This window comes from Kitasatospora sp. NPDC001095 (assembly GCF_053598615.1).
Map to the genome: position 1 here is coordinate 51,868 of NZ_JBSFKQ010000035.1, position 26,721 is coordinate 78,588.

Sequence of the window (26,721 nt, forward strand, 5' to 3'; positions counted from 1 at the left end):
TCGGCGTGCTCACGGCCCTGTCCCCCTCCCTGCCCTGGTCGCAGGGCGGTTCATGCTCTCGCTGTACGTATCGCGTTACTCCTGAGGCTATGCCCGCCTGTCGACGCTTGAAGGGTGAAATGGCCGAACTCAGCCCTCCCGAGTGACGCCCTCCGTACACCCCCAAGGACTCTGATGCTCACTCAGCCCGTCGACCTCGTCGAGTGGATGTTCCCCCGCCTTCCCCGCAGCGCCGGCCGTGCCCGCATCCGCTTCATCCGGCAGGCCTTCGAGTGGGAGGTGCCCGTCGACACCGCCGAGACCGCCCTGATCCTCCTCAGCGAACTCGTCACCAACGCCTGCCGCCATGCCCGTGGCCCGCGTGACCGGATGATCGGCGTGCGCGTCCTCCTCCCCACCCCTTCCGTGCTCCGCATCGAGGTCTCGGACGCCAACTCCGACCTCCCGACCGTCCGCCAGGCCACCCCCGAGGACGAGTCCGGCCGGGGCCTCGAACTCGTCGCCGCCCTCGCCACCTCCTGGGGCGCCCACCTCCGTGGCGACGGCCACATCGGCAAGACCATCTGGTGCGAACTCGCCCTCCCCACCCCGCTCGACCCCCACGCCTGATCCCAACCCACCGACTGCACGAGAAGTCGGGTGGGCCGACTTCTCGTGCGCGCCCTCCGGTCGCTGCCGCACGCCTCTACCGCCTCCTGCGGTGCCGGGACAGGGTGGCGACCGACCGCATCCGTCTCATCACCATAGGAGAACAGCATGGGAGAGCACTCGAAGCCGCCGAAGGATCCGAGCCAGGGGACTCCGCCGCCGGACAATTCCGATAGCAAGATCCCCCTGCCGCCGCCGAGCAACGGCAAGCACAAGAAGAAGTGATGGCGAGCGACGACGGGCGCCTGGCCGAGCACCGGGCACGCCTGCACGCGGAGATGGAGCGGCGAGGGACGTGGCCGGAGGATTCGCCGTGGCTGCGCGAGGCCTTCGTCGCCGTGCCGCGCGACCGCTTCGCGCCGGACCGGCTGTGGCGGTGGAACGGCAGGGCCTACGTGTCTGTCGACCGCGCCGACGACCCGGACGGCTGGGCCGTCGAGTTGTACTCCGGCGTCGACGCGTCGGCCGTCACCCAGCTCACCGACGGCCGCCCGTCGTCCTCACTGTCCGCGCCCTCCGTGGTGGCGGACATGCTGGACAGCCTCAGGGTGGAGCCGGGGCACCGGGTGTGGGACGTCGGCACCGGCCAGGGCTGGACGGCGGCGCTGGCCGCCTGGCGAGCCGGGCCGGGCCTGGTGGTGACCACCGAGGTCGACGAGCAGCTGGCCGCCGTCGCTCGGGCCCGGCTCGCGGACGCCGGGCTCGACGTCCATGCGGCGGCAGGGGACGGCACCGACGGCGGGGTGCCAGGCGGCGGCCGGGTCGACCGCCTCCACGCCACCTACGCCGTCGAGACCGTCCCCTGGTCCTGGGCGGCGGCGGTGCGCCCGGGCGGACGGATCGTCTATCCCTGGGGGCGACTCGGATACGTCGCCCTCACCGTCGCCGACGACGGCGCCGCCGCGCACGGCTGGGTCCACGGGCTGGCCCAGTTCATGGGCGACCGGCACGCTCCGGCCCAGCCGAGCAGTGGGCCCGCCGCGTACGCGCAGGTGCGCGGCGATACCGACCCCGAGGACTGCCGGGCACTGGACCGCGATCCGGCAGGCCTGGAGGACTGGCACCTCAGGTTCGCGCTGCGCGTCGCCGTCCCGGACGCCGTGCTGTCCACCGGCCAGGCCGGGGAGGGGGCGGCCGCCCTGGTCCACGACGGTGCCCGCTCGTGGGCCGAGATCCGTCCGGACGGGGACGGCAGGCTGCTGCTGTCGCAGGGCGGGCCGCGCCGCCTCGGTGACGAGCTGGTGGCCGCCTGGTCCCAGTGGGAGGAACTCGGCCGCCCTGATCTCTACGACTACGGCGTCACCGTCACCCCCGACTCCCAGTGGGCCTGGCACGGCGACCCGAACGACGGCCCCCGGTGGCCGATCGGGTGCTTGCACCCGGCTGCGCGGTGACCGTTCTCGGATCCTCCGGCTGAACGGCGTGAAGCCCCTGTTGCGCGGGAAGTCGGCCGGCCGACTTCCCGCGCAACAGGGGCAGGCGTCACCGGCCTGTGGCAGCCTGTTCAGGCTTGCCGAAGGCCTGTTCGCGCGATTCGCCTGCACGGAAAGGGCTGACAGCCCGCGAAGGCGGGATCACGGATGTTGCCGAACTTCAGGGTCCCCCGGGTCAGGACAGTGAGAAACCCATCTGGTTCACCACCGGCGTCATCGGCACGTACAGCACCTGCGAGTAGCACTTGGTCGGGTGCGCCGTGGATCCGGCCGGGCAGCCGACCTCGGACCTCGCCGCCACGATCACGCCGCGGGCCTCCATGTCGCCGTTCGGGCCGGACGGGTTCGCCACCGCCGGGCCGCCGCTGTCGCCCTGCGCGGCGATCGCCCGGCGGTCGCCGCCCTTCGACTCGGCGACGTCCACCGGCCTGATCTTCGTGCCCTCGTCGTTCGTCGTCTCCACGTCGACCCGCTTGATCTGCACGTCGCACTTCCACCCCGACTGGGCGCCGCTCAGGCAGACCAGGTCCCCGACGTTGTTCCGCCCGGCCCCGTACGTGTGCCGGGACGAGCCGCCGCTGTCCGACCAGGCGCCGTCGTAGAACCGGCCGCCGCCGCTGCCGTTGACCGCGATCATGCCGACGTCCAGGCCGTCGCCGACCGAGGACAGGTCGCCGATGTAGCCGCCGGTGCCGTTGTAGTACCGGCCGCCGCCGCAGTGCGCGGCGGTCAGTACCACCTTCGTCCCGCCCTTCCAGCCGCTGAACGCCGTCGAGCAGAACGACGCCTTCGCCGTGCTCACCTCGGCCCCCGCGTAGTACGGCGCGCTGTCGGAGTGCCGGCTGCCGGACAGCGCCACCGGGGTTCCCTCGACGCTGGCCGTCACCGGCATCCCGGCGATCTCGGCGGCCCGCGAGGAGTACGCCTGCGCGTCCGCGTCACCACCGGTGAGCCGCTTCGCCGCCGCCGGCGTGTACGTGATCGCGATGGCGGCGCCGTCCTCCTGGGGGCCGATCGACGTCCAGGCGTCGCGGGCCACGGCGGCGGTGAAACGGTCGATCGCGGCGCGCATCTCCGCGCGGGAGTACGGACTCCGGTGGACGTCGACGGTGTAGCCGGGCCGGGCGTTCGCGTCGAGCAGGGAGCGGACCGTGGCCGGGGCCGCGCCCTTCCAGTAGACGTCGGCGTGCTGGTCGGACGCGTCGATCACCGTCCCCGCGTAGCCGGCCGCCGCCGGATCCCCGGACTCCACCCAGTCCTGCACCGGGTCCGTCATGCGGTGGAGCAGCTGCTGGGCGTCCGGATCGCGGAGCACCGGCAGACTCACGGACAGGTACGGCTCCTCCTGCGCCACATCGGCGGCGACCAGGCCGGAGCCGACCACGACAGCCAGGATCACGGGCAGCACGAGGCGGGAGCGGCGCATGAGCGGGTCCTTCCGGTGAGCCGACGGGCCGACACTCAGCGTAGGGACCCGTCGACGGTCCGCCACGGGGGAAAGCCGAACGCCGGGCCGCCAACGGGTGTGCGCGAGGGGCAACGCGCCCCCGGGAGGGGCGGGGCGACCCCCCGGAGGCGGGTGGGGCGTCTGCGTGGGAAGTCGGCCCTGTCGACTTCTCGTGCGGGCGGATAGCATCGGGCCCGTGAACCTGTACTGGCACGTCGTGCTGCCACCGCTCAGCGCCTGATCGGGCGCGCGCTCCGGTGGCTTGATCCCCTGCGACCCCGGCCCGGCCCGATGGCGGCCGCCGCGGGCCGATGGCGTGCGCCCGTTCTCGGAACCCCTCTCCTGACGGTCTTCGACGACGGAAGTTCACGACTGTGCCGAATCGCTTGTCCTCCCCTGCCCGTACCGTTCCCTCCGTTCCCCAGGCCCCCCGCCGCGCCCGCCCCCGCGGTGGCGCGGTGCCGATCCTGATCGCCGCCGTCCTCTGGGGCACCACCGGCACGGCCAGCTCGCTGGCGCCCTCCGGCGCCCCGGCGGCGGGGATCGGCGCCGCCGGGCTGGTGCTCGGCGGACTGCTGCTGTTCCTCACCGACCGCACCGCCCGGGAGCTGCCCCGGGTGTGCGTGCCGCGCGAGCGGTGGCTGCTCGCGGCCGGAGCCGTCGCGGTGGCCGGGTACCCGCTGACCTTCTACCCGGCGGTGAGCCGTACCGGCGTGGCCGTCGCCACCGTGATCGCCCTCGGCAGCGCGCCGGTGTTCACCGGACTGCTCGGCTGGCTCGCCCGGCAGGGCCGGCCCGGCGGGCGGTGGGCCGGGGCCACGGCGCTCGCCGTACTCGGCTGCGCCGTGCTCGTGCTGGGCCCCGAACTCGCCGGAGGCGGCACGGCGGTGGACCCACTGGGCGTGCTGCTGGCGGCGCTCTCGGGGCTCTCGTACGCCGTCTACTCGCTGATCGGCGGACGGCTGATCAACGCCGGGCACCCCTCGGGCGGGGTGATGGGCGCGATGTTCGCCGGCGGGGCGCTGATCGTCCTGCCGGTGCTGCTCACCGGTGACCTGGCGTGGCTCGCCTCGGCGCGCGGAGCGGGCGTGGTGCTGCACCTCGCGGTGGTCACCACCTTCCTCGCGTACTGGCTGTTCGGCCGCGGCCTGCGCCACACCACCGCCCAGACCGCCACCACCCTGACCCTCGCCGAACCGGCCGTCGCCGCCGTCCTCGGCGTGGCCGCCCTCGGCGAGCGCCTCCCCGCCGCCTCCTGGTGCGGCCTCGCCGTCCTGGCCGGCGGCCTGGCCTTCCTCGCCCTCCCCGCCCGCCGCTAACCGCCGGGCTCGCGCGGGAAGTCGGCCGGCCGACTTCCCGCGCGTCGGGGCGAACCGGTTGTCGGCAGCGGCGCTGTCTGCTGGGCTGGCCGGATGGGACACCTGGAAGAGCAGAGCGGACCGGCGGCGTATGACCGCATCGGCGTCGGGTACCGGCGGATCCGGCGGCCGGATCCACGGCTGCACGCGTTGATCGGGTCCGCGCTGCGGGGGGCGCGCACGGTGGTCAACGTCGGTGCGGGGGCGGGGTCGTACGAGCCGGAGGGCGCCGAGGTCACGGCCGTCGATCCGTCGCAGGTCATGCTCGACCAGCACCCCGGGCGGCGGAAGATCAAGGCATCGGCCTCGCAACTCCCCATCACGGACGGGGCGTTCGACGCCGCGATGGCCGTGCTGACCGTCCACCACTGGCCGGACCTGCGGCAGGGGCTCGCCGAGCTGCGGCGGGTCGCGCGGCGGCAGGTGGTGTTCACCTGGGATCCGGCGCACCGGCCGCAACTGTGGCTGCTGGAGGACTACCTGCCGGAGATCCGGGAGCTGGAGGACGGCCGCTTCACCCCGCTCGCCGAGGTGGTGGAGGCCCTGGGCGCCCACACCGTGCTGCCGTTCCCCATCCCGCACGACTTCACCGACGGCTACCAGGCCGCCTACTGGCGGCGGCCCGAGCTCTACCTCGACCGGGCCGTCCGGCAGGCCAGTTCGACCTTCGCGACGCTGCCGCCGGAGGTGGTGGAGCCGGCGGTCGAGCGGCTGCGGGCCGACCTCGTCTCGGGGGAGTGGCACCGGCGGTACGCCGACCTGCTCGACCGGGAGAGCGTGGACTACGGCTACCGCCTGATCATCGCGGGCGAGCGACCGGCCGGATAGCCGGCCCCCGTGCCGCCGCGTGGGCCGCCGTGCGGGCCGCCGCCCGGGCCGGTCAGAGGCCGAAGTGGGCGGCGATGCCGTCGAGGACGCAGTCGAGGCCGGTCTCGAACTGCCAGTCGGGGTCGTCCTTGCGGGTGGCCTCGTGGAGGTAGCGCTGGTAGCGGGGGTAGCGGCCGGTGTTCATCAGCCAGCTCATCCGGGGGGCCAGGCCGGCCCGGGTCTGGTCGCCGTCGGACCAGCCGCGTTCGCGGCGCAGGGTCGCGAGGGTGATTTCGGTGGTGACCGAGCCGTGGACGTAGCCGGTGACGGTGCGGAACACCGCCATGGTGGTGTCGGCGTCCAGGCCGTGCTCGGCGAGGGCGGCGAACGCGTGCTCGGGGACGGCCAGTTGGTTGGGGCTGAGGGAGAACGGGGTGGCCGCCCTGACGGTCCAGGGGTGGGCCAGGTGCATGGCCCGCAGGTGGACGGCCAGGGTGCGCATGGTGTCCCGCCAGTCCTCGGCGGGGGCGTCCAGGGGGAGCCGGCCGTAGGCGAAGTCGACCATCAGCTCGATGAGTTCGTCCTTGCCGGAGACGTACCGGTAGGCGGCCATCGGGGCGACGCCGAGTTCGGCGGCCAGCCGGCGCATGGTGACGGCGTCCAGGCCCTCGGCGTCGGCGATGGCGACCGCGGTCTCGGCGATCCGGTGCGGGGTCAGGGTGGTGCGCGGCGCGGGGGCCGGGCGGGCCAGGCGTTCCCAGAGCGGGACCTGGGTTCTGTCGCTGTCACCACTGGGGGCCTGCTGGGCGGGCATGGGGCGGGCTCCTTCCGGCCGGGTTCGTTCTCACCGTAGCACTTCCGGTGTACGGCGTATCCACAGTGGACGGCGTACACATCGATGTGTACGTTGTATCCGACGGATACGCCGGGCCCAGTGCCCATCCCGGAGGGGGATCCCCATGTCCACGGAGCAGAACCTGAAGGTCGCCGTCCTCGTCGGCAGCACCCGCGAGGGCCGTTTCGGTCCGGTGGTCGCCGACTGGCTGCTCGGCCACCTCGAAGCGCGCGGCGACCTGACCGCCGACCTGATCGACCTGGTGGAGACCCCGCTGCCCGTCACCTTCCCGTCCTTCGGTGGTGAACCGGCGCCGGGCGACGCCGAGTTGCTGGCCGCCGTGTCGCCCCGGCTGGAGGCGGCCGACGCGTTCGTGATCGTCACGCCCGAGTACAACCACAGCTTCCCGGCCCCGCTGAAGAACGCCATCGACTGGCACAACCGGCAGTGGCACGGCAAGCCGGTCGGCTTCGTCTCGTACGGCGGCCTGTCCGGCGGCCTTCGTGCGGTCGAGCAACTCCGCGTGGTGATGGCCGAGTTGAACGCGGCGACGATCCGCAACACGGTCAGCTTCCACGGCGCCGCGCAGTGCTTCGACGCCGACGGCAGGGCGGTCGACCCGGCCGCCGACGCGGCCGCCAAGACCATGCTCGACCAACTCACCTGGTGGGCCCAGGCGTTGCGGGACGCCCGCCGGGCCCGCCCGTTCACGGCCTGAGCCGGGGGAGTCCTGAGCCGGGGGAGTCCCGAGCCGGGGAAAGGCCGGGGAAGCGCGAAGGCCCCCGGATGGAGGGGAACTCCGCCCGGGGGCCGTCAGGCGCCGCGATCAGCACTCGATGACGTTCACGGCGAGGCCGCCGCGCGAGGTCTCCTTGTACTTGATCTTCATGTCGGCGCCGGTCTCCTTCATCGTCTTGATCGCCTTGTCCAGCGAGACGTGGTGCCGCCCGTCGCCGCGCAGCGCCATCCGGGCCGCGGTGACGGCCTTGACCGAGGCCATGCCGTTGCGCTCGATGCAGGGGATCTGGACCAGGCCGCCGACCGGGTCGCAGGTGAGGCCGAGGTTGTGCTCGATGCCGATCTCGGCGGCGTTCTCGACCTGCTCGGGGGTGCCGCCGAGGACCTCGGCGAGGCCGCCCGCGGCCATCGAGCAGGCGGAGCCGACCTCGCCCTGGCAGCCGACCTCGGCGCCGGAGATGGAGGCGTTCTCCTTGAAGAGCATGCCGATGGCGCCGGCCGCGAGGAGGAAGCGGACGATGCCGTCCTCGTCGGCGCCCGGGATGAAGTTCAGGTAGTAGTGCAGGACGGCCGGGATGATCCCGGCGGCACCGTTGGTCGGCGCGGTGACCACCCGGCGGCCGGAGGCGTTCTCCTCGTTGACCGCCATCGCGTAGAGGGTCACCCACTCCATCGCGTTGGCCGGCCCGATGCCCTCGGCGCGCAGCGTCCGCGCCGCGGCGGCCGCCCGGCGGCGGACCTTCAGGCCGCCCGGCAGGATGCCCTCGCGGGTCATGCCGGCCCGCACGCACTCCTGCATCACGGACCAGATCTCCAGCAGCCCGGTGCGGATCTCCTCCTCGCTGCGCCAGGCCTTCTCGTTCTCCAGCATCAGGCCGGAGATGGACAGGCCGGTCTCCCGGGTGAGGCGCAGCAGCTCCTCACCGGTGCGGAAGGGGTAGCGCAGCGCGGTGTCGTCGGGCTTGACCCGGTCCGCGCCGATGGCGTCCTCGTCCACCACGAAGCCGCCGCCGACCGAGTAGTAGGTCTTCTCCAGCAGGGTCGAGCCGTCCGCCGCGTACGCCCACAGGGTCATGCCGTTGGCGTGGTACGGCAGCGAGCGGCGGCGGTGCAGGACCAGCTGGGTGTCCGGGTCGAAGTCGATGGTGTGCTCGCCGAGCAGGCTGATCCGCTTCTCGGCGATGATCCGCTCGACGTCCTTGTCGGCCTGGTCGACGTCGACGGTGCGGGGCGAGGCGTTCTCCAGGCCCAGCAGGACGGCCTTCGGGGTGCCGTGGCCGTGGCCGGTGGCGCCGAGCGAGCCGTACAGTTCGGCGCGCACGCCGGTGACCCCGTCCAGCAGGCCTTCGGAGCGCAGTCGGCGGGCGAACATCCGGGCGGCGCGCATCGGGCCCACGGTGTGGGAGCTCGACGGGCCGATGCCGATGGAGAAGAGGTCGAAGACGCTGATGGCCACGGGGGACGTCCTTGTCTGGTCTCGTGGAAGGACTTGCAGGCAGGGGAGGGCTGACACGGGACGGGGCACCGCACGCACTGTCCAGTGTGCGCGGTGCCCCGGGGTCCCCAGGTGCGCCGGCGGGGTGAGGCCGGTCACCTGATCCTGAGCCCGACCGGGCCCCGGAAGGACTACTCCTGGTTGGCCAGGTTGGGGTACAGCGGGTACTTGTCGGCCAGGGCGGTGACCCGGGCCTTGAGGGCGGCGGCGACGGTCTCGTCGAAGGCGGGCTTGAGCGCCTCGGCGATGATGTCGGCGACCTCGCGGAAGTCCTCGGCCTGGAAGCCGCGGGTGGCCAGGGCCGGGGTGCCGATGCGCAGGCCCGAGGTGACCATCGGCGGGCGCGGGTCGTTCGGGATCGCGTTGCGGTTGACGGTGATGCCGACCTCGTGCAGCCGGTCCTCGGCCTGCTGGCCGTCGAGCTGGCTGTTGCGCAGGTCGACCAGGACCAGGTGGACGTCGGTGCCGCCGGACAGCACGCTGGCGCCGGCCTCGGCCACGTCGGCCTGGAGCAGGCGCTCGGCGAGGATGCGGGCGCCGTCCAGGGTGCGCTGCTGGCGCTCCTTGAACTCCTCCGAGGCCGCGATCTTGAAGGCGACCGCCTTGCCGGCGATCACGTGCTCCAGCGGGCCGCCCTGCTGGCCGGGGAAGACCGCGGAGTTGATCTTCTTGGCGAGCTCGGCCTTGGACAGGATGACGCCGCCGCGCGGGCCGCCCAGGGTCTTGTGGGTGGTGGTGGTGACCACGTCCGCGTACGGCACCGGGTTCGGGTGCAGCCCGGCGGCCACCAGGCCGGCGAAGTGCGCCATGTCCACCATGAGCAGCGCGCCGACCTCGTCGGCGATCCGGCGGAACGCGGCGAAGTCGAGCTGGCGCGGGTAGGCCGACCAGCCGGCGATGATCAGCTTCGGCTGGTGCTCCTTGGCGAGGCGCTCGACCTCGGCCATGTCGACCTGGCCGGTCTTCTCGTCCACGTGGTACGCGGCCACGTTGTAGAGCTTGCCGGAGAAGTTGATCTTCATGCCGTGGGTCAGGTGGCCACCGTGGGCCAGGCTCAGGCCCAGGATGGTGTCGCCCGGCTGGATCAGCGCGAACATCGCGGCGGCGTTGGCCTGCGCGCCCGAGTGCGGCTGGACGTTGGCGTGCTCGGCGCCGAACAGGGCCTTGATGCGGTCGATCGCGATCTGCTCGACCACGTCGACGTGCTCGCAGCCGCCGTAGTAGCGGCGGCCGGGGTAGCCCTCCGCGTACTTGTTGGTGAGGACCGAACCCTGCGCCTCCATGACCGCCACCGGGGCGAAGTTCTCGGAGGCGATCATCTCCAGGGTGGTCTGCTGGCGGTGCAGCTCGGCGTCGACCGCGGCGGCGATCTCCGGGTCGAGGGCGTGCAGGGACTGGTTGAGAACCGTCATGGTGTGGTCTTCCCGGTGGAGGAGAGCGGAGGGACGGTGGGGGCGGGCCGGCGAGCGGCCCGCCCGGTCACGGGCTGGTCAGCCGCCGATGAAGGCGGTGTACTCGTCCGCGCTGAGCAGCGTGTCGGTGGCCTCGACGCGCACCTTGAACAGCCAGGCGCTCCCGAACGGGTCCGCGTTCACGGAGGCCGGGTCGTCGATGACGTCCTGGTTGATCTCGGTGACCTCGCCGGTCGCCGGGGAGAACAGGTCGCTGACCGACTTGGTGGACTCCAGCTCGCCGCAGGTCTCACCGGCGGTCACGGTGTCGCCGACCGCGGGCAGCTGCACGTAGACGATGTCACCGAGCGCGGTGGCGGCGTGCTCGGTGATGCCGACCGTGGAGACACCGTCCTCGGCGGCCGTCAGCCACTCGTGCTCCTTGGTGTACTGCAGGTGCTGGGGGTTGCTCATGGCGTCATTCTCCAGGATGGGAAGCGGGCACGACGAAGCGGGCCGCCGCGCGGACGGCTGCGACGTGCGTGTATGGGAAAAACGGGGGCGGGACGAAGGCTCAGCGGGCGCGCTTGTAGAACGGCAGCGCCACGACCTGGACGGGCTCGTGCTTGCCGCGGACGTCCACCGCGACGGTGGTGCCGGGCTCCGCGTGGGCGGCGTCGACGTAGGCCATCGCGATCGGCCGGCCGAGCGTCGGGGACGGCGCGCCGGAGGTGATCCGGCCGATCGGCTCGCCCTCGGTGGAGACCACGGTGTACTCGGCGCGCGGCACCCGCTTGCCCTCGGAGACCAGGCCGACCAGCTTCTTCGGCGGGTTGGTCTCGGCCGCGGCGGCGGCCTGCTCCAGCGCCTTGCGGCCGATGAAGGCGCCCTCGTTGGTGGTCTTGTCGAAGCGGACGACCCGGCCCAGGCCGGCGTCGAACGGGGTCAGGTCGGTGGACAGCTCGTGCCCGTACAGCGGCATGCCGGCCTCCAGGCGCAGCGTGTCGCGGCAGGACAGGCCGCACGGGATCAGGCCGTGGCCCTCGCCGGCGGCGGTCAGCGCCTGCCAGACGGGCTCGGCGTCGACCGGGTGGCAGAAGATCTCGAAGCCGTCCTCGCCGGTGTAGCCGGTGCGGGCGAGCAGCACGTCGCGGCCGGCCACCTGGGCCGGGAGGATCGCGTAGTACTTCAGGCCGGGCAGGTCGGCGTCGGTGGTCTTCGCCAGGATGCCGGTGGCCTCCGGGCCCTGGACGGCGATCAGAGCGTAGGTGTCGCGGTCGTCGGTGACGACGGCGTCGAAGCCCTTGGCGCGGGCGATCAGCTCGTCGAGGACCAGCTGGGCGTTCGAGGCGTTGGCGACGACCAGGAAGGCGTCCTCGCGCAGGCGGTAGACGATCAGGTCGTCCAGGATGCCGCCGTCCTCGGCGCAGATCATGGTGTAGCGGGCGCGCAGCACGCCGAGCGCGGAGACGAAGCCGACCAGCGCGTGGTCCAGCATCTCGCCGGCCTGCGGGCCGGTGACGGTGATCTCGCCCATGTGCGAGAGGTCGAACAGGCCGGCCTTGGTGCGGACGGCGAGGTGCTCCTCGCGCTCGCTGCCATAGCGCAGCGGCATGTCCCAGCCGGCGAAGTCGGTCATGGTCGCGCCGAGGGCGCGGTGCAGCGCGTCGAGCGCGGTCAGGCGGAGGGACGACATGGCCAGGAACTCCTCGGTCGGGGCACTCAGGGGTGCACGCACCGGATCGGACCCGCTCGGGGGCCGACCCTGCGCGCGGGCATGCGGCGGCGTGGGTCTCCCCATCTGTCGTCGAACCTGAGAGCTTCACCGCCCCGCCGCCCGCAGCCGTTTCCAGCTTGGGGGACAGCATGGCGGCTTGCACCGTGGGTGGGCGTACGACAGGGCCGTGCGCCGCTTTCCAGATGTGCCTAACCCGTGCGGTAGGGGTGCCTGAGAGATTCCGGGGAGGACTTGCTCCTTCGGCGCCGGCTGTGCCTGAGCGGCACTCCGGGCTCTCCCGCGCGGGTTCGAGCGGCCGGTGTGGAGTTGTAGGGGCCCGCGGCGCATGCCGTCGGACGGGCACATCATGGCACGTCCCGGGCGACGAGGGGAGGGGGGACCCGGTCACACCGCGCGGTATCCGGACACGGGCCCCGGACGGCACCCGGACGCGAGGCCGGGCCGGGCCCCGGACGGCACCCGAACACGAGCCCTAAAGAGGAAGGCCCCGGGGCCCTAGACTGCTGCGCGTCGGCGCAGCAGTGGGCGGCCGACCGGCAGAGGGCGGAATCGGCGGCGCATGGGGTACCCGGTGGAGCAGCAGCAGGGGTGGGGCGGACCGGAGGAGGCGCCGGCGGGCGGCTCCTGGCCGGCCAACGAGCTGGAGCAGGTGCTGACCGCGGCCCTGGGGGACCCGGGCGCGACGCCGCGGGTGATCGAGGTGCTGGCGCGCAGCCAGGTGTGGGTGCCGCTGCCGGCCGGGGCCGACCCGCAGGGGCAGTCGCTGGACCTGCCGACCATCGAGCTGGGCGGCGACCCGTACGTGCCGGTGTTCTCCTCGCAGGAGGTGTTCCTCCAGCAGGCGCCGGGGATGGCCTTCGCGATCGCACCGGTGTGGGAGTTCGCCCGCGGGCTGCCGCTGGGCCTGGGCATCGCGGTGAACCCGGAGGCGGCGGTGGGCATCCCGGTGCCGCCGCAGGGGGTCGCCGAGCTGCGCCGCGGTCCGCGCGCGGACCGCTGGGAGGGCGCCGGCGACGCGTCGGAGCCGACCGGCGGGCGGGTGGCGCTGCGCGAGCCGGTGCCGGGCGAGGACCCGGAGCACTTCCTGGCCGCCTGCCGGAGCGAACTGTCGGCGCTGCCCGGGGTGCTGACCGCCCGCAGGGCGCTGGCCAGCATCGAGGGCGAGCCGACCGTGATGTTCGTGGGCGTCCAGCTGAACCCGGCGGCACCGGCCGATCCGGCCGCGGTGAACGAGGCACTCGGGCGAGCCCTGGGAACCGCGCCGCTGCCCGGCGGCGTCCACCTCGTACTGCTCGACCTCGCCGACGACCCGGTGGTCGAGTGGCTGCTCACCCGGGTGCAGCCGTTCTACGCGCGGGTCTGAGCGGGGTCCGTATCAAAGGCACGTCGCCGTGGCGGTGGCCGGTGCCGCGCCATAGGGTGCGTGCAGACGGCCGACGGGTCGGCGGGTTGAGGGAAAGAGGCGCGGCGAGGTGGGCGCATGAGTGCGGGAACGGGAGCGGGCGGTGTGCCGGGGCCCTGGGGCCAGGCACCGGCCGGGCGCCCGGGAGCTGATCCCGGCGCGTTGGAGCGCGCCCTGCGCGATGTCGCGCCGGAGCGCTACGACGCGTACGAGCGGCTGCTGCACGCGCTGGCGGACGGCCAGGTCTGGATGCTGCTGTGGCACGGCACGCCGGGCAGCCCGGACGCCCAGTACGGGAACATGGAGATCAGCGGCCACGGCTACGCGCCGGCCGTCACCTCGTCCGAGCAGCTGACCGCCTCCGGCTGGGCGCGGGCCCACGAGGTGGTCTCGGGCCGGGAGATCGCGGCCTCGCTGTACCGCACCCGCTGGGGCCTGTGGCTCAACCCGCACGCGCCCGGCGGCGGCGTCGGGGTGCCCTGGGCGGACCTCCGGCGGATCGCCGCGGGCCTGGACCGGCTGCCGGCGGGACCGTTGAAGCTGAGCGAGCCGCAGCTGAACGCCCAGCCGTTCTTCGCACTGCTGGAGCGGCAGGCCGTCGAGGTGCGTCCGGTGCGGGCGCTGCGCCGGGCCTGGGTGCAGCCCGCGGTGGGGGAGCCGTACCTGGCCATCGGCCTTGACCTGTACGAGAGTTCGCCGCCGGCCGTGGAGGCGGTGCGGGCGCTGATGCAGCGCGCGATCGCGGTGGCCCCCGAGGGGCTCGCGGTGTCCACGGTGGCGATGTCGGACGAGTACGACCCGGTGGCGCTGTGGATGCGCGCCAACGCGCGGCCGTTCTTCGACCGGGAGGCGGGGCGCCCGCCGACCGGCCCGTACCCGCCGGTGCCCCCGCCGCCGTACCCCGGGCAGTCGATGCCGGGTTACGCGTACGGCACCCAGCCGCCGGCCCAGGGCTGGCAGCAGCAGCCGCAGCGGCCGTGGCCCGGCTACCCCGGGCACTGATCCCAAAACCCGTTCCGCGAAGCCGACTTGATTGTCCATCAAGTCGGCTTCGATGCTTTCCGGACGAATTTCCGGATGTGTGCTCAGATCATCTTGACATGGCAGTAACAGCTATGTGAAGAGGTATATGCCGAAGATCGGGGAAGTGCATGTGCGCAGATCACAGTTGGGCATCTGTCGGTTGGCAGGGCTGGCGCAAGTCAGTTCGGATGGCAGAGAGTTCTGCGCAACGCACCGCGCGTGCTGGAACCCCACAAAGGTGAGCGCGCACGCCGACAGCCCCGCCCACGCGACGCCCATCCCGCGTGGTGGCAGTGCCCGTGCACCACGCGCTGCCGTCAAGACCGCTCCTCCACAGCACTTCCGCACGTCCGCAGCCGCACCGCCGAAGCCGGCGACCGGCACCCGTGGGCCGGCCACCGTCGGCGAGGGGACCAACTGACCATGACCGCATCCGTGACCACCGCCGGGAACGAACCGGAGGCACCAGCCGCCGAGAGCCCGGCCAAGAAGATCGAGGGCCGCTCCCTCGGCCAGATCGCCTGGACCCGCTTCAAGCGGGACAAGGCCGCCGTCGCCGGCGGCGTCGTGGTGATCCTGCTGATCCTGCTCGCCCTGCTGGCGAAGCCGATCGAGTCGTTGTTCGGGCTCGACCCGGACGCCCTCCACCAGGACCTCCTGGACGCCGACCTCGGTGGCCTGCCGTTCGGCGACTGGGGCGGCATGAGCGCGGACCACCCGCTCGGCATCGACCCGCTGCAGGGCCGTGACCTGCTCACCCGCGTCATCGAGGGCTCCTGGGTCTCCCTGCTGGTCGCCTTCGGCGCGACCGTCCTGTCCAACACCATCGGCACCGTGCTCGGCATCATGGCCGGCTACTACGGCGGTTGGGTCGACACCGTGATCAGCCGGGTGATGGACGTCTTCCTGGCGTTCCCGCTGCTGCTGTTCGCCATCGCGATCTCGACCTCGCTCCAGGGCGGTGCGTTCGGCCTGCACGGCCTGCCGCTGCACATCCTGGTGCTGATCTTCGTGATCGGCTTCTTCAACTGGCCCTACATGGGCCGGATCGTGCGCGGCCAGACGCTCTCGCTGCGCGAGCGCGAGTTCGTCCACGCGGCCCGCAGTCTGGGTGCCCGCGGCCCGTTCATCCTGTTCAAGGAACTGCTGCCCAACCTGGTCGGTCCGATCCTGGTCTACTCGACCCTGCTGATCCCGACCAACATCCTCTTCGAGGCCGGGCTGAGCTTCCTCGGCGTCGGCATCCAGCCCCCGCAGGCCTCCTGGGGCGGGATGCTCCAGGACGCGATCCGGTACTACCAGGTGGACCCCCAGTACATGGTGGTCCCCGGCCTGGCGATCTTCGTCACCGTGCTCGCCTTCAACCTGCTCGGCGACGGCCTGCGCGACGCCCTCGATCCCAAGAGCAACTGACCGGGCGTCATCGAACACCGCTGACTGATCGACTGATTCCACGTCAGGACCCTCCACCGCCTCCACATCCCCAAGGGGTTGATCTCACCCATGCGTAGGTCCCGTACCGTCGCCCTGACCGCGGCGGCTGCCGCCGCGGTCCTGGTCGTGACCGGTTGCACCAGCTCGTCGAAGAGCGGCGGCTCCTCCTCGGCCTCCGGCTCCGCCGGGGGCGGCGCCAACGCGGCCACCAAGAGCATCGTCAACGCCTCGGACAAGAAGGGCGGGACGGTGACCTTCGAGATGAAGGGCACCCCGGACTCGCTCGACCCGGGCAACACGTACTACGCGTACATCTACAACTTCTCGCGCCTGTACGCCCGTTCGCTGACGACCTTCAACCCGGCGCCGGGCGAGGAGGGCAACAAGATCGTCCCGGACCTGGCCGAGTCGGAGGGCAAGCCGAGCGCGGACGGTCTGACCTGGACGTACAAGCTGCGTGCGGGCCTGAAGTACGACGACGGCACCCCGATCACCTCGAAGGACGTCAAGTACGCCGTCGAGCGCTCCAACTTCACGGACGTGCTCACCAACGGCCCGACGTACTTCCGCAACCTGCTGGTGGACAACCCGACGCCGTACCAGGGTCCGTTCAAGGACAAGGAGGGCGGCCTCGACTCGATCCAGACGCCCGACGACCTCACCATCGTCTTCCACCTCCAGCACCCGTTCGCGGACTTCGACTACCTGGTCGCCACGCCGCAGACCGCTCCGGTCCCGCAGGCGAAGGACACCGGCGCCGACTACGTCAAGCACATCGTGTCCTCGGGCTCCTACAAGTTCGAGTCCTACGAGGACGGCAAGCAGGCCGTCCTGGTGCCGAACCCGACCTGGGACAAGAGCACCGACCCGATCCGCAAGCAGCTCGGCGACAAGATCGTGCTCCGGTTCAACATCGACCAGGCCACCATCGACAAGGACCTGCTGGCCGGCAACGCCCAGGTCGACCTCGGCGGCACCGGCGTCGACCCGCAGACCCAGGCGCAGATCCTCCAGGACCCGAAGCTCAAGGCCAACACCGACAACGCCTACGGCGGCCGGCTGGTCTACCTGGCGATGAACTCCAAGCTCGCGCCGTTCGACAACATCGAGTGCCGCAAGGCCGTCCAGTACGCGATCGACAAGGTCTCGGTGCAGACCGCCGTCGGCGGCCCGATCCGCGGCCAGATCGCCAACACCGTCCTCCCGCCGGACATCCCGGGCCACCAGGACTTCAACACCTGGGAGACCAAGGACAACAAGGGCGACGAGGCCAAGGCCAAGAGCGCCCTGAAGGCCTGCGGCAAGGAGGGCGGCTTCAACACCGTCATCTCGGCCCGCACCGAGCGCTCCACCGAGATCGCCGCCGCGACCTCGATCCAGGCCGCGCTGAAGAAGATCGGCATCAACGCCGAGATCCAGCAGTACCCGTCGTCCAAGTACCTGACCGACAACGCCGGTTCGCCGAAGTTCGCGGCGGAGCACAACATCGGCCTGATGATGATGCAGTGGGGCGCCGACTGGCCGACCGGCTACGGCTTCCTCCAGCAGATCGTCGACGGCCGCGCGGTCAAGGACACCGGCAACAACAACCTGGCCCAGCTGGACGACCCGGCGGTCAACAAGCTGATCGACGACGTCGCCGTCAACCCGGACAAGGCGGCCCGCGAGAAGATCTACGCGGACATCGACAAGAAGGTCATGGACCAGGCGGTCTACGTCCCGCTGACCTACTTCAAGGTCTTCCTGTACCGCCCGTCCAACGCCACCAACCTGGCCTCCACGTCGGCGTACTCGGGTCAGTACGACTACCTGAACATCGGCACCACCAAGTAAGAGCCTGGCTCCGCATCCCTGAAGGCAGGTGAAGGCAGCGGCGCCCGCCGCCGTCCGGAAGATCCCGGACGGCGGCGGGCCGCCGGAGCCGCCCAACTGTGTTTGCCTACATCATCCGCAGGATCCTCGCGGCCCTGGTGCTGCTGCTGGTCGTCAGCGCCGTCACCTTCGCGATCTTCTTCCTGCTCCCGCGCATCGCCGGTGAGACGGCCGACCAACTGGCCGCCCAGTTCATCGGGAAGAGCCCGTCCCCCGAGACGATCGCGGCGGTCAAGCAGAACCTCGGCCTCGACCAGCCGCTGTACGCCCAGTACTGGAAGTTCCTCAAGGGCCTGGTCGCCGGCGCCGAGTACAACTTCGGGCCGGAACCGGCCACCTGCCACGTGCCCTGCTTCGGCTACTCCTTCAAGAACCACCTCGAAGTCTGGCCCGAGCTGTCCAAGCGGATCCCGACGACCATCTCGCTCGCCGCCGGCGCGGCCGTGCTCTGGCTGGTCTCCGGCGTCGCCACCGGCGTCGTCTCCGCCCTCAAGCCGAAGTCGATCTTCGACCGGCTCTCCATGGGCATCGCGCTCGCCGGCGTCTCGCTGCCGGTCTTCTTCACCGGCGCGCTGCTGCTCACGCTGTTCAGCTACGAGTGGCCGATCCTGGACAACCTGCAGTACGTGGACTTCACGGACAACCCGCTGATGTGGGCCCGCAACCTGATCCTGCCGTGGATCTCGCTGGCCTTCCTCTACTCCGCGCTCTACGCCCGGCTCACCCGCGCCGGGATGCTGGAGACGATGAGCGAGGACTACATCCGCACCGCCCGGGCCAAGGGCCTGGCCGAGAGCAAGGTCGTCGCCCGGCACGGGCTGCGCGCCGCGCTCACCCCGATCGTCACGATCTTCGGCATGGACCTCGGGCTGCTGCTCGGCGGCGCGCTGATCACCGAGCAGGTCTTCTCGCTCCAGGGCGTCGGCCAGTTCGCCGTCCAGGCGATCACCGACAACGACCTGCCCAAGATCCTCGGCGTCACCCTGCTCGCCGCCTTCTTCATCGTCGTCTGCAACCTCGTGGTCGACCTCCTGTACGCCCTCGTCGACCCCCGGGTGAGGCTCTCGTGACCGACCTCCAGAAGACCCCGGCGGACGCCGCGCAGAGCCCGTCCGGCGACCCCTTCCTCTCCGTGCGCGACCTGCGGATCCACTTCGACACCGACGACGGCCTGGTCCGCTCGGTGGACGGGGTCAGCTTCGACCTGCACAAGGGGCGCACCCTCGGCATCGTCGGCGAGTCCGGCTCCGGCAAGTCCGTCACCTCGCTGGGCATCATGGGCCTGCACCGCTCCAAGCGGGCCCGGATCAGCGGCGAGATCCGGCTGAACGGCGAGGACCTGATCGCGGCCGGCCCGGACCGGGTGCGCCAACTGCGCGGCCGCGAACTGGCGATGATCTTCCAGGACCCGCTGACCGCGATGCACCCCTACTACACGGTGGGGCAGCAGATCGTCGAGGCCTACCGGGTGCACCACCCCCAGGCCTCCAGGAAGCAGGCCCGGGCCCGCGCCGTCGAGATGCTCGACCGGGTCGGCATCCCGCAGCCCGACCGCCGGGTGGACGACTACCCGCACCAGTTCTCCGGCGGCATGCGCCAGCGCGCGATGATCGCCATGGCGCTGGTCAACGACCCCTCGCTGCTGATCGCCGACGAGCCCACCACGGCCCTGGACGTCACCGTCCAGGCGCAGATCCTGGACCTCATCCGCGACCTCCAGGAGGAGTTCGGCTCCGCCGTCATCATCATCACCCACGACCTCGGGGTGGTCGCCGAACTGGCCGACGACGTCCTGGTCATGTACGGCGGCAAGTGCGTCGAGCGCGGACCGGCCGAGACCCTCTTCGACGCGCCCGAACACCCCTACACCTGGGGCCTGCTGGGCTCGATGCCGCGACTGGACCGGGAGCTCCAGGACCGGCTGGTGCCGGTCAAGGGCACCCCGCCCAGCCTGATCAACGTGCCGTCCGGCTGCGCGTTCCACCCGCGCTGCCCGTACGCCGCCCTGACCGACGGGCGCTCCACGAGCGAGACCCCGGTGCTGGCCGAGGCCGCGCCCGGGCACTTCGCGGCCTGCCACCTGGCGGCCGGCGAGCGGCACCGCATCTTCGCCGAAGAGATCGCGCCCCGGCTGTGAGCCCGGCCTCGTACCACCTTTCTGGAGAGAACCGATGACGGACACTCAGGCGGCTTCGATCCCGTCGCCGGCCCCCGCCCCCGGCCGCGAGCCGCTGCTGAAGGTGGCCGGTCTGACCCGGCACTTCCCGATCCGCAGCGGACTGATGCGGCGCCAGACCGGCGCGGTGCGGGCCGTCGACGGCATCGACTTCACGGTCAACGCCGGCGAGACCCTGGGCGTCGTGGGCGAGTCCGGCTGCGGCAAGTCGACCATGGGCCGACTCGTCACCCGGCTCGACGAACCGACCGGCGGGACCATCGAGTTCGAGGGCACCGACATCACCCACCTGAGCGTCGGGGCGATGCGGCCGCTGCGCCGCGACATCCAGATGATCTTCCAGGACCCGTACTCCTCGCTGAACCCCCGGCACACCGTCGGCACCATCGTCGGCGCGCCGTTCAGGCTCCAGGACGCGGTGCCGGAGGGCGGCCTCAAGAAGGCCGTCCAGGAGCTGCTGGAGCTGTGCGGGCTCAGCCCCGAGCACTACAACCGCTACCCGCACGAGTTCTCCGGCGGCCAGCGCCAGCGCATCGGCATCGCCCGGGCGCTCGCGCTGAAGCCGAAGATGATCGTCGCGGACGAGCCGGTCTCCGCGCTGGACGTCTCGATCCAGGCACAGGTGGTCAACCTGCTGGACGACCTCCAGGAGGAGCTCGGGCTGACCTACCTGATCATCGCGCACGACCTCTCGGTGGTCCGGCACGTCTCGGACCGGGTCGCGGTGATGTACCTCGGCAAGATCGTGGAGATCGCCGACCGGGACTCGCTCTACCGCAGCCCGAAGCACCCGTACACCACCGCGCTGATGTCCGCCGTGCCCGTCCCCGACCCGCGCCGCCGCCAGCGCGCGGGCCGCGAGCGCATCCTGCTCAAGGGCGACGTCCCCTCGCCGATCAACCCGCCCAGCGGCTGCCGCTTCCGCACCCGGTGCTGGAAGGCGCAGGACGTGTGCGCGAGCCAGGAGCCGCCGCTGGTGACGCTCGGGACCGGGCACCAGGTGGCGTGCCACTTCCCCGAGCGCAGCGAGGGGAACGACTAGCACAGCCCGGAGAACGCCCCGGCCGACGCCACGGCCTGAGGCCTTCGACGCGAAGAGGCCGCCCACCCGGGACTCCGGGGCGGGCGGCCTCCTCGTCGAGACGGCCGTATCCGGATCATGAGCGTTTTCCGGAGCACTCCGGGACATCGGGTACACATGGACGGTGACATCCCAGCTCTTCCCGTCCGACGTGCAGCAGTCGCTGGACCTCGTCGGCATATTCGTCTTCGCCCTCTCCGGGGGCCTGCTCGCCGTCCGCAAGAACATGGACATCTTCGGGATCTGTGTGCTGGCCGAGGCCACGGCCCTCGGCGGCGGGGTGATGCGCGACCTGGTCATCGGGGCCACCCCGGTCGCCGCGTTCACCAACCTCGGCTACTTCCTGACCCCGCTCGCCGCCGGGCTGGTGGTGTTCTTCCTGCACCCGGAGGTCGAGCGGATCAACCGGGCCGTGCAGACCCTGGACGCGCTCGGGCTCGGGCTGTTCTGCGTGACCGGCACCGCCAAGGCGCACGACTTCGGCCTCGGCGCGGTCGCGGCGATCGCGCTCGGCATGGTGACCGCCGCCGGCGGTGGCGTGATCCGCGACGTCCTGGCCGGGGAGATCCCCTCGCTGCTGCGCTGGGACCGCGAGATCTACGCCGTCCCGGCCCTGGTCGGCGCCACCGTGGTCGCGCTGCTGATCGGCGCGAACCGGCTCACCGGCGTGACCGGCACCGCGGCCGCGCTCACCGCCTTCGGGCTGCGGATGCTCGCGCTGAAGTACGGCTGGCGTGCCCCGCGGGCCTGGCACCGCAACGGTTCTCGCACCAGCGAGGAGTAGGCGAGCCGCCGTACGCGAGCGAGATCGCCTCGGCGGTGCAGAGCAGTTCCGGCACCATCCGGGCCAGTTCGGCCGGCGGCACCTCGCTCGCCGGGGCGCTCAGCGCGCAGGCCGCCACCGTCCGCCCGCCGCTGCCCGCGACCGGCGCGGCCACGCAGGTCACCGGCTCCCGGTGCTCCCAGGACTCGGCCGCCCAGCCCCGGTGGCGCACCGCCGCCAGCTCGGGCTCCTCGCGCTCGCCGTCCGCGGCCAGCCCGGCGAGCAGCACCCGGCCGACCGCCGTCCCGTCGACCGGGGCCCGGCGCCCGATCCGGGACGGCTCCGCACCCGGCGGCCCGGCCACCTCGTCCAGGTAGAGCACCTCGCCGTCGTGCAGCACGGCCAGCCGGACGGTGTAGCCGCAGCGGGCGTTGAGCGCGGCCAGGTACGGCGCGGCGACCTGCCGGACGTCGAAGTCCTCCAGCGCGCGGTGGGCCAGCGAGAGCACCCGGCCGCCGATCCGGTAGCGCAGGTCCGGCTGGCGGCGGGCGAAGCCGTGCTCCTCCAGGGTGCGCAGCAGCCGCAGGGCGGTGGACTTGTGCACCCCGAGGCTGCTGGCGGCCTGCTCCAGCGAGAGCGGCGCGTCGCCGAGTGCGTCGAGCAGGGTCAGCGCGCGGTCGACCGACTGCGACATGGCGTTCCCCGTGGATCCGGCTGACTGGTGGCGTCAGGCTAACCGCTGGGTGGCGCAGTGGTGCAAACCAGTGCCGGACGCGGCCGTCCGGCAGCGGTGCGCCGGCCGTCCGGTAGTGGTGCGCCGGCCGTCCGGTAGTGGTGCGCCGGCCGTCCGGTAGTAGCGGTGCGCCGGCCCCGGCCCGGGGCGTGCGCGGCCGTTGGCCTGATCGGTCCGTAGGGCTGGAGGACCGCGCGACGGGGCGCTCTACAATCGGATGGTTATGCCATACCTGGACCATGCGGCGACCACGCCGATGCTGCCCGAGGCGATCGCCGCGATGACGGCGCACCTGGGGGTGGTCGGCAACGCCTCGGCCCTGCACGCCGCCGGCCGCCGGGCCCGCCGGGTGGTCGAGGAGTCCCGGGAATCGCTGGCCGACTCGCTGGGCGCCCGCCCCAGCGAGATCGTGTTCACCGGCGGCGGCACCGAGTCCGACAACCTGGCGGTCAAGGGCCTGTACTGGGCCCGCCGGGACGCCGACCCGGCCCGAACCCGGGTGCTGTGCAGCCCGGTCGAGCACCACGCGGTGCTGGACGCGGTGCACTGGCTCTCCGAGCACGAGGGCGCCGACGTCGAGTACCTGCCGGTGGACGAGTACGGGCGGGTGCACCCCGAGGCGCTGCGCGAGGCGATCGAACGGGACCCGGCCGCCGTGGCGCTGGTCACCGTGATGTGGGCCAACAACGAGGTCGGCACCGTCCAGCCGGTCCGCGAACTGACCGCAGTGGCGGCCGAGCACGGCATCCCGGTGCACGCCGACGCGGTGCAGGCGCTCGGTCAGGTCCCGGTCTCCTTCGCCGAGTCCGGCCTCACCGCGCTCACCGTCACCGGGCACAAGATCGGCGGCCCGTTCGGCATCGGCGCGCTGCTGCTCTCCCGGGGCGCCTCACCCGTACCGCTGCTGCACGGTGGCGGGCAGGAGCGCGACGTGCGCTCCGGCACCCTGGACGCCCCCGGCTCGGCCGGCTTCGCGGCCGCCGCGGCGCTCGCCGTGGAGCGGCGGGCCGAGCACGCCGTCACGCTGGGCGCGCTGCGCGACGAGCTGGTGGCCTCGGTGCTGGCCGCCGTCCCGGACGCGATCCTCAACGGCGACCCGACGGCCGAGGGCCGGCTGCCCGCCAACGCGCACTTCTCCTTCCCCGGCTGCGAGGGCGACGCGCTGCTGATGCTGCTGGACGCCCAGGGCATCGAGTGCTCCACCGGCTCGGCGTGCTCGGCCGGGGTGCCGCAGCCCAGCCACGTGCTGCTCGCCATGGGCGTCGACCCGCTGCTGGCGCGCGCCTCGCTGCGGTTCTCGCTCGGGCACACCTCGGTGCGCGAGGACGTCACGGCGCTGGCGCAGGCCATCGGGCCCGCCGTGCAGCGGGCGCGCAACGCGGGGCTGGCCTCGGTCCGGCGGTAGGGCATGTACGGGAGCCCCGTACGCTTGTAGTCACCATGACTGACTTCCCTGGGGCCCCGACCACTCCGTCCACCGGCCGCCTGCGGGTGCTCGCGGCGATGTCCGGCGGAGTCGACTCCGCCGTCGCCGCCGCCCGCGCCGTCGAAGCCGGGCACGAGGTGACCGGCGTCCACCTGGCGCTCTCCGCCAACCCGCAGTCCTTCCGGACCGGCGCCCGCGGCTGCTGCACCATCGAGGACTCCCGGGACGCCTGGCGGGCGGCCGACGTGATCGGCATCCCCTTCTACGTCTGGGACCTCGCCGAGCGCTTCCGCGAGGACGTGATCGACGACTTCGTCGCCGAGTACGCGGCCGGGCGCACCCCCAACCCGTGCCTGCGCTGCAACGAGAAGATCAAGTTCGCGGCGCTGCTGGACAAGGCGATCGCGCTGGGCTTCGACGCCGTCTGCACCGGTCACTACGCCCGGATCGTCGACCTGCCCGACGGCTCGCGCGAACTGCACCGCGCCGTCGACGCCGCCAAGGACCAGTCCTATGTGCTCGGCGTCCTCGACGCCGACCAGCTCGCCCACTCGCTGTTCCCGCTCGGCGACACCACCAAGGAAGCCATCCGCGAGGAGGCCGAGCGCCGGGGCCTGGCCGTCGCCAAGAAGCCCGACAGCCACGACATCTGCTTCATCGCCGACGGCGACACCCAGGGCTTCCTGGCCAAGCACCTCGGCACCGCGACCGGCGACATCCTCGACGTCGACGGCACCAAGCTCGGCGAGCACGACGGCGCGTACGGCTTCACCATCGGCCAGCGCAAGGGCCTGCGGATCGGCCGCCCGGCGGCCGACGGCAAGCCGCGCTACGTGCTGGACATCTCCCCGGTCAACAACACCGTGACCGTCGGCCCGGTCGAGGGACTCGACGTCACCGCGTTGACGGCCATCCGCCCCCGCTGGTGCGGCACCGAGCCCCTGGCCGACGGCCGCTACACCGCCCAGCTGCGGGCCCACGGCGAGGAGGTGCCGGTGAGCGCCTCGGTGGTCGACGGCGAGCTGCGGGTCCGGCTGGACACCCCGGTGCGGGGCATCGCCCCCGGCCAGGCCGTGGTGCTGTACGACGGCACCCGCGTCGTCGGCTCCGCCACCATCGCCACGACGGAGCGCCCGGCCGTCACCGCCTGAGCGGGAGCACCTGGGCGGGCCGGTCCAGCCAGGCCCACTGCGCTTCCTCGGTGACGGTCAGCCCGAAGCGCTCGGGGCCGGGGCAGCCGCGCTCCTCCCACCAGCGGTGGGCGGCCTCGACCTCGTCCCAGAGGCGGCGGGGGCCGTACTGCCAGACGGTGGGGTGGTCGCCGTCGGTGTCGACGGCGGCCCAGGAGCGGGTGTCGGTGGTCGCGACCCAGAGCCGCTCGTCGTCCCAGGCGGTCCAGGCGTCGCCGAGGTGCAGGCCGAGGGCGAACCTGGCCTCCCAGTTGTCGCCGGTGATGCTCCACGGGGACAGGGAGGTCTGGGATTCCTCCGGAACGTGGTCGTCACGGACGATGTCGCGGAAGATCCGCAGGTCCTGCCGCTGGCCGCGCATGAGCATGAAGGCGGAGTGCGGGCTGAACCGGCCGAGGGCCCGGCCGGGTTCGACGGTGAGCTTGAGCAGGCCCCAGCAGAGCATGGGGTTGTCCCAGGGTGTGAGGACGGTGCCGCCGGGGCGGGTCTGCTCGATCCAGGCCCACGGGACGCGGCGGACGGAGCAGGTGGAGACGATCCGGTCGTACGGCTGGCGAAGGGGCCAGCCGTCGGCGCCGTCCCCGCAGACCACTTCGACGTTGAGGCCCGATGCGTTGAGGGACGCCCAGGCCGTGCGGGCGATGCCGGAGTCGACCTCGACGGAGGCGACGTGGCCGGCGCCGAGGTGGTGGGCCAGGAGAGCGGCGTTCCAGCCGGTGCCGGTGCCGATCTCCAGGACGTTCATGCCGGGGCGGACGTCGAGGTCGCGGAGCATGCGGACGACGATGGAGGGGGCGGAGGCGGCGGAGGACGGCCAGGCGTCGGCGGGGTCGGGGGGTGCGGTGCCGTCGTTGACCTGGGTGACGATCGGGACGTCGGCGTAGGCCGCCTCGAACCAGCGGTCGTGGTCGGTGGAGAGGTCGCAGGGCTCGTAGTCGCCTTGGGGGTTCTGCAGCCAGATGCGGTGGGGGAGGAAGTGGTGGCGGGGGACGGCCGTGACGGCCGCCTGCCACTCGCGGGGGACCGGGCCGTCGAGGGAAGCCTCGACGGCCCGGAGCAGCGCGCTGTTCGCGGCCTGCTCCGGTCGATGCGTCACTTGTTGTTCTCGCCCTTCTTCTGGTGCTTCGGCTCAGGGGAGGGGCGGGCGCTGTCGGGGGAGGGCTTGGTGGTGCCCGGATCCTTCTTGCCGCCGTGCTTGCCGTCGCTGGGCTTGTCGGTTCCCCACGTCATGGGTGCTCCTTGGTGGTTGGTGGTTGGTGGTCGGTGGCTACCGGTCCGGCGGCCGGGGCGTGGGCGGGTGCGGCGGGTTGGGCGGCGGGGGAGGCTTGGGTTCGTGCCAGGGCATGGCGGTGCTCCTTCGCGTGGGGAGAGGTGGGTCGGTGTTCCCGCCCGCGCCGCCGGCCCGGCGGCGCGGGCGGGGGGTCAGTGGGGCGTGGAGAGGTCGGCGTGAACGACCTTGCCGAAGGGGAGGGGCGTGACACCCCACCGGCCACGGGTGAGGCGGTCAACCATCGCGAGCCCCCGCCCGGACGTGGCCCCGGGCCCGGCCTTGACCAGCACCGGCATTGCGCGGGAACCGTCCCCGACGAGGATGCGGAGCGTGCGGGAGGCGGGGCGGCGCACGGCAATGACCATGCAATGCCACGAAGTTAAGGACTGGGCGGCGGTGTCAAGGCGTCGGGGAGGGTGATCTTGTAGGTGTTCGGCGCGGTTCGGATGAGTCGGCCGTTG

The 26,721-nt window shown here is 72.4% G+C and carries 24 protein-coding genes and 1 riboswitch; of the genes, 15 read left to right on the forward strand and 9 right to left on the reverse strand.

All coding sequences use genetic code 11. The annotated features are described in order from the left end of the window. Window positions 1–174: 174 nt before the first annotated feature. Window positions 175–609, forward strand: coding sequence for an ATP-binding protein (locus ACWDBB_RS25090; protein ID WP_449791739.1), 435 nt, complete (start codon window positions 175–177; stop codon window positions 607–609). 263 nt (window positions 610–872) lie between these two features. Then, window positions 873–2,042: a protein-L-isoaspartate O-methyltransferase gene (locus ACWDBB_RS25095; RefSeq protein ID WP_449791740.1), complete on the forward strand. Its 1,170-nt coding sequence runs from the start codon at window positions 873–875 to the stop codon at window positions 2,040–2,042. A 214-nt stretch (window positions 2,043–2,256) separates the two neighbouring features. On the opposite strand, the gene ACWDBB_RS25100 is transcribed toward ACWDBB_RS25095, so the two are convergent. Continuing rightward, entirely contained in the window at window positions 2,257–3,507 is a 1,251-nt protein-coding gene (locus tag ACWDBB_RS25100) for a hypothetical protein (RefSeq protein WP_449791741.1), read from the reverse strand. A gap of 479 nt (window positions 3,508–3,986) precedes the next feature. Here ACWDBB_RS25100 and ACWDBB_RS25105 point away from each other — a divergent pair, with 479 nt between their 5' ends. Next, window positions 3,987–4,847 (forward strand): DMT family transporter, encoded by an 861-nt coding sequence (locus tag ACWDBB_RS25105; protein WP_449791742.1) that lies wholly within the window; start codon window positions 3,987–3,989, stop codon window positions 4,845–4,847. 93 nt (window positions 4,848–4,940) lie between these two features. Continuing rightward, window positions 4,941–5,714, forward strand: a complete 774-nt coding sequence (locus tag ACWDBB_RS25110; protein WP_449791743.1) for a class I SAM-dependent methyltransferase — start codon at window positions 4,941–4,943, stop codon at window positions 5,712–5,714. 52 nt (window positions 5,715–5,766) lie between these two features. On the opposite strand, the gene ACWDBB_RS25115 is transcribed toward ACWDBB_RS25110, so the two are convergent. Then, a complete protein-coding gene (locus ACWDBB_RS25115; RefSeq protein ID WP_449791744.1) occupies window positions 5,767–6,507 on the reverse strand; it encodes a TetR/AcrR family transcriptional regulator in 741 nt (246 codons plus the stop codon). A gap of 145 nt (window positions 6,508–6,652) precedes the next feature. On the opposite strand from ACWDBB_RS25115, the gene ACWDBB_RS25120 reads away from it, so the two are divergent. After that, on the forward strand, window positions 6,653–7,246 hold the full coding sequence (locus ACWDBB_RS25120) for an NADPH-dependent FMN reductase (RefSeq protein WP_449791745.1): 594 nt from the start codon (window positions 6,653–6,655) through the stop codon (window positions 7,244–7,246). A 108-nt stretch (window positions 7,247–7,354) separates the two neighbouring features. On the opposite strand, the gene ACWDBB_RS25125 is transcribed toward ACWDBB_RS25120, so the two are convergent. The 4 genes from ACWDBB_RS25125 to gcvT all read right to left on the reverse strand — a co-directional run bounded on the left by ACWDBB_RS25125 (window position 7,355) and on the right by gcvT (window position 11,848). Next, window positions 7,355–8,722, reverse strand: coding sequence for an L-serine ammonia-lyase (locus ACWDBB_RS25125; protein WP_449791746.1), 1,368 nt, complete (start codon window positions 8,720–8,722; stop codon window positions 7,355–7,357). Between the two features lie 170 nt (window positions 8,723–8,892). Then, the gene (gene glyA / locus ACWDBB_RS25130; RefSeq protein WP_449791747.1) at window positions 8,893–10,173 is read right to left on the reverse strand and encodes a serine hydroxymethyltransferase; all 1,281 of its coding nucleotides are present in this window, start codon (window positions 10,171–10,173) and stop codon (window positions 8,893–8,895) included. Between the two features lie 78 nt (window positions 10,174–10,251). Next, the gene (gene gcvH / locus ACWDBB_RS25135; protein WP_449791748.1) at window positions 10,252–10,626 is read right to left on the reverse strand and encodes a glycine cleavage system protein GcvH; all 375 of its coding nucleotides are present in this window, start codon (window positions 10,624–10,626) and stop codon (window positions 10,252–10,254) included. 100 nt (window positions 10,627–10,726) lie between these two features. Further along, the gene (gcvT, locus tag ACWDBB_RS25140) at window positions 10,727–11,848 is read right to left on the reverse strand and encodes a glycine cleavage system aminomethyltransferase GcvT (RefSeq protein WP_449791749.1); all 1,122 of its coding nucleotides are present in this window, start codon (window positions 11,846–11,848) and stop codon (window positions 10,727–10,729) included. 230 nt (window positions 11,849–12,078) lie between these two features. Beyond that, a riboswitch (glycine riboswitch) is annotated at window positions 12,079–12,180 on the reverse strand. A 269-nt stretch (window positions 12,181–12,449) separates the two neighbouring features. Here gcvT and ACWDBB_RS25145 point away from each other — a divergent pair. The 8 genes from ACWDBB_RS25145 (at window position 12,450) to ACWDBB_RS25180 (ending at window position 21,662) form a co-directional block, all read left to right on the forward strand. Next, window positions 12,450–13,253 (forward strand): enhanced serine sensitivity protein SseB C-terminal domain-containing protein, encoded by an 804-nt coding sequence (locus ACWDBB_RS25145; protein ID WP_449791750.1) that lies wholly within the window; start codon window positions 12,450–12,452, stop codon window positions 13,251–13,253. 117 nt (window positions 13,254–13,370) lie between these two features. Continuing rightward, a complete protein-coding gene (locus ACWDBB_RS25150) occupies window positions 13,371–14,294 on the forward strand; it encodes an enhanced serine sensitivity protein SseB C-terminal domain-containing protein (protein WP_449791751.1) in 924 nt (307 codons plus the stop codon). A 444-nt stretch (window positions 14,295–14,738) separates the two neighbouring features. Further along, window positions 14,739–15,728, forward strand: coding sequence for an ABC transporter permease (locus ACWDBB_RS25155; protein ID WP_449791752.1), 990 nt, complete (start codon window positions 14,739–14,741; stop codon window positions 15,726–15,728). A 90-nt stretch (window positions 15,729–15,818) separates the two neighbouring features. Further along, window positions 15,819–17,582 (forward strand): ABC transporter substrate-binding protein, encoded by a 1,764-nt coding sequence (locus ACWDBB_RS25160; RefSeq protein ID WP_449791753.1) that lies wholly within the window; start codon window positions 15,819–15,821, stop codon window positions 17,580–17,582. A gap of 98 nt (window positions 17,583–17,680) precedes the next feature. Further along, window positions 17,681–18,691, forward strand: a complete 1,011-nt coding sequence (locus tag ACWDBB_RS25165) for an ABC transporter permease (protein WP_449791754.1) — start codon at window positions 17,681–17,683, stop codon at window positions 18,689–18,691. Next, window positions 18,688–19,758, forward strand: coding sequence for an ABC transporter ATP-binding protein (locus ACWDBB_RS25170; RefSeq protein WP_449791755.1), 1,071 nt, complete (start codon window positions 18,688–18,690; stop codon window positions 19,756–19,758). The genes ACWDBB_RS25165 and ACWDBB_RS25170 overlap by 4 nt, the downstream gene beginning before the upstream one ends. A gap of 34 nt (window positions 19,759–19,792) precedes the next feature. Next, window positions 19,793–20,839 carry an ABC transporter ATP-binding protein gene (locus ACWDBB_RS25175; protein WP_449791756.1) on the forward strand — a complete coding sequence of 349 codons (1,047 nt, stop codon included), beginning with the start codon at window positions 19,793–19,795 and terminating at the stop codon, window positions 20,837–20,839. Between the two features lie 163 nt (window positions 20,840–21,002). Then, window positions 21,003–21,662 (forward strand): trimeric intracellular cation channel family protein, encoded by a 660-nt coding sequence (locus ACWDBB_RS25180; RefSeq protein WP_449791757.1) that lies wholly within the window; start codon window positions 21,003–21,005, stop codon window positions 21,660–21,662. Here the strand turns inward: ACWDBB_RS25180 and ACWDBB_RS25185 are convergent. Then, complete coding sequence (locus ACWDBB_RS25185) at window positions 21,568–22,335, reverse strand: IclR family transcriptional regulator (RefSeq protein ID WP_449791758.1); 768 nt, start codon at window positions 22,333–22,335, stop codon at window positions 21,568–21,570. The genes ACWDBB_RS25180 and ACWDBB_RS25185 overlap by 95 nt on opposite strands. Window positions 22,336–22,597: 262 nt before the next feature. On the opposite strand from ACWDBB_RS25185, the gene ACWDBB_RS25190 reads away from it, so the two are divergent. Both ACWDBB_RS25190 and mnmA read left to right on the forward strand, forming a co-directional pair. After that, window positions 22,598–23,779 carry a cysteine desulfurase family protein gene (locus tag ACWDBB_RS25190; protein ID WP_449791759.1) on the forward strand — a complete coding sequence of 394 codons (1,182 nt, stop codon included), beginning with the start codon at window positions 22,598–22,600 and terminating at the stop codon, window positions 23,777–23,779. Between the two features lie 35 nt (window positions 23,780–23,814). Further along, window positions 23,815–24,951 (forward strand): tRNA 2-thiouridine(34) synthase MnmA, encoded by a 1,137-nt coding sequence (mnmA, locus tag ACWDBB_RS25195; RefSeq protein WP_449791760.1) that lies wholly within the window; start codon window positions 23,815–23,817, stop codon window positions 24,949–24,951. Here mnmA and ACWDBB_RS25200 read toward each other — a convergent pair. After that, a complete protein-coding gene (locus ACWDBB_RS25200) occupies window positions 24,941–26,086 on the reverse strand; it encodes a methyltransferase domain-containing protein (protein WP_449791761.1) in 1,146 nt (381 codons plus the stop codon). The two genes, mnmA and ACWDBB_RS25200, sit on opposite strands and share 11 nt — an antisense overlap. Continuing rightward, on the reverse strand, window positions 26,083–26,220 hold the full coding sequence (locus ACWDBB_RS25205) for a hypothetical protein (protein ID WP_449791762.1): 138 nt from the start codon (window positions 26,218–26,220) through the stop codon (window positions 26,083–26,085). The genes ACWDBB_RS25200 and ACWDBB_RS25205 overlap by 4 nt, the downstream gene beginning before the upstream one ends. Between the last annotated feature and the right edge of the window lie 501 nt (window positions 26,221–26,721).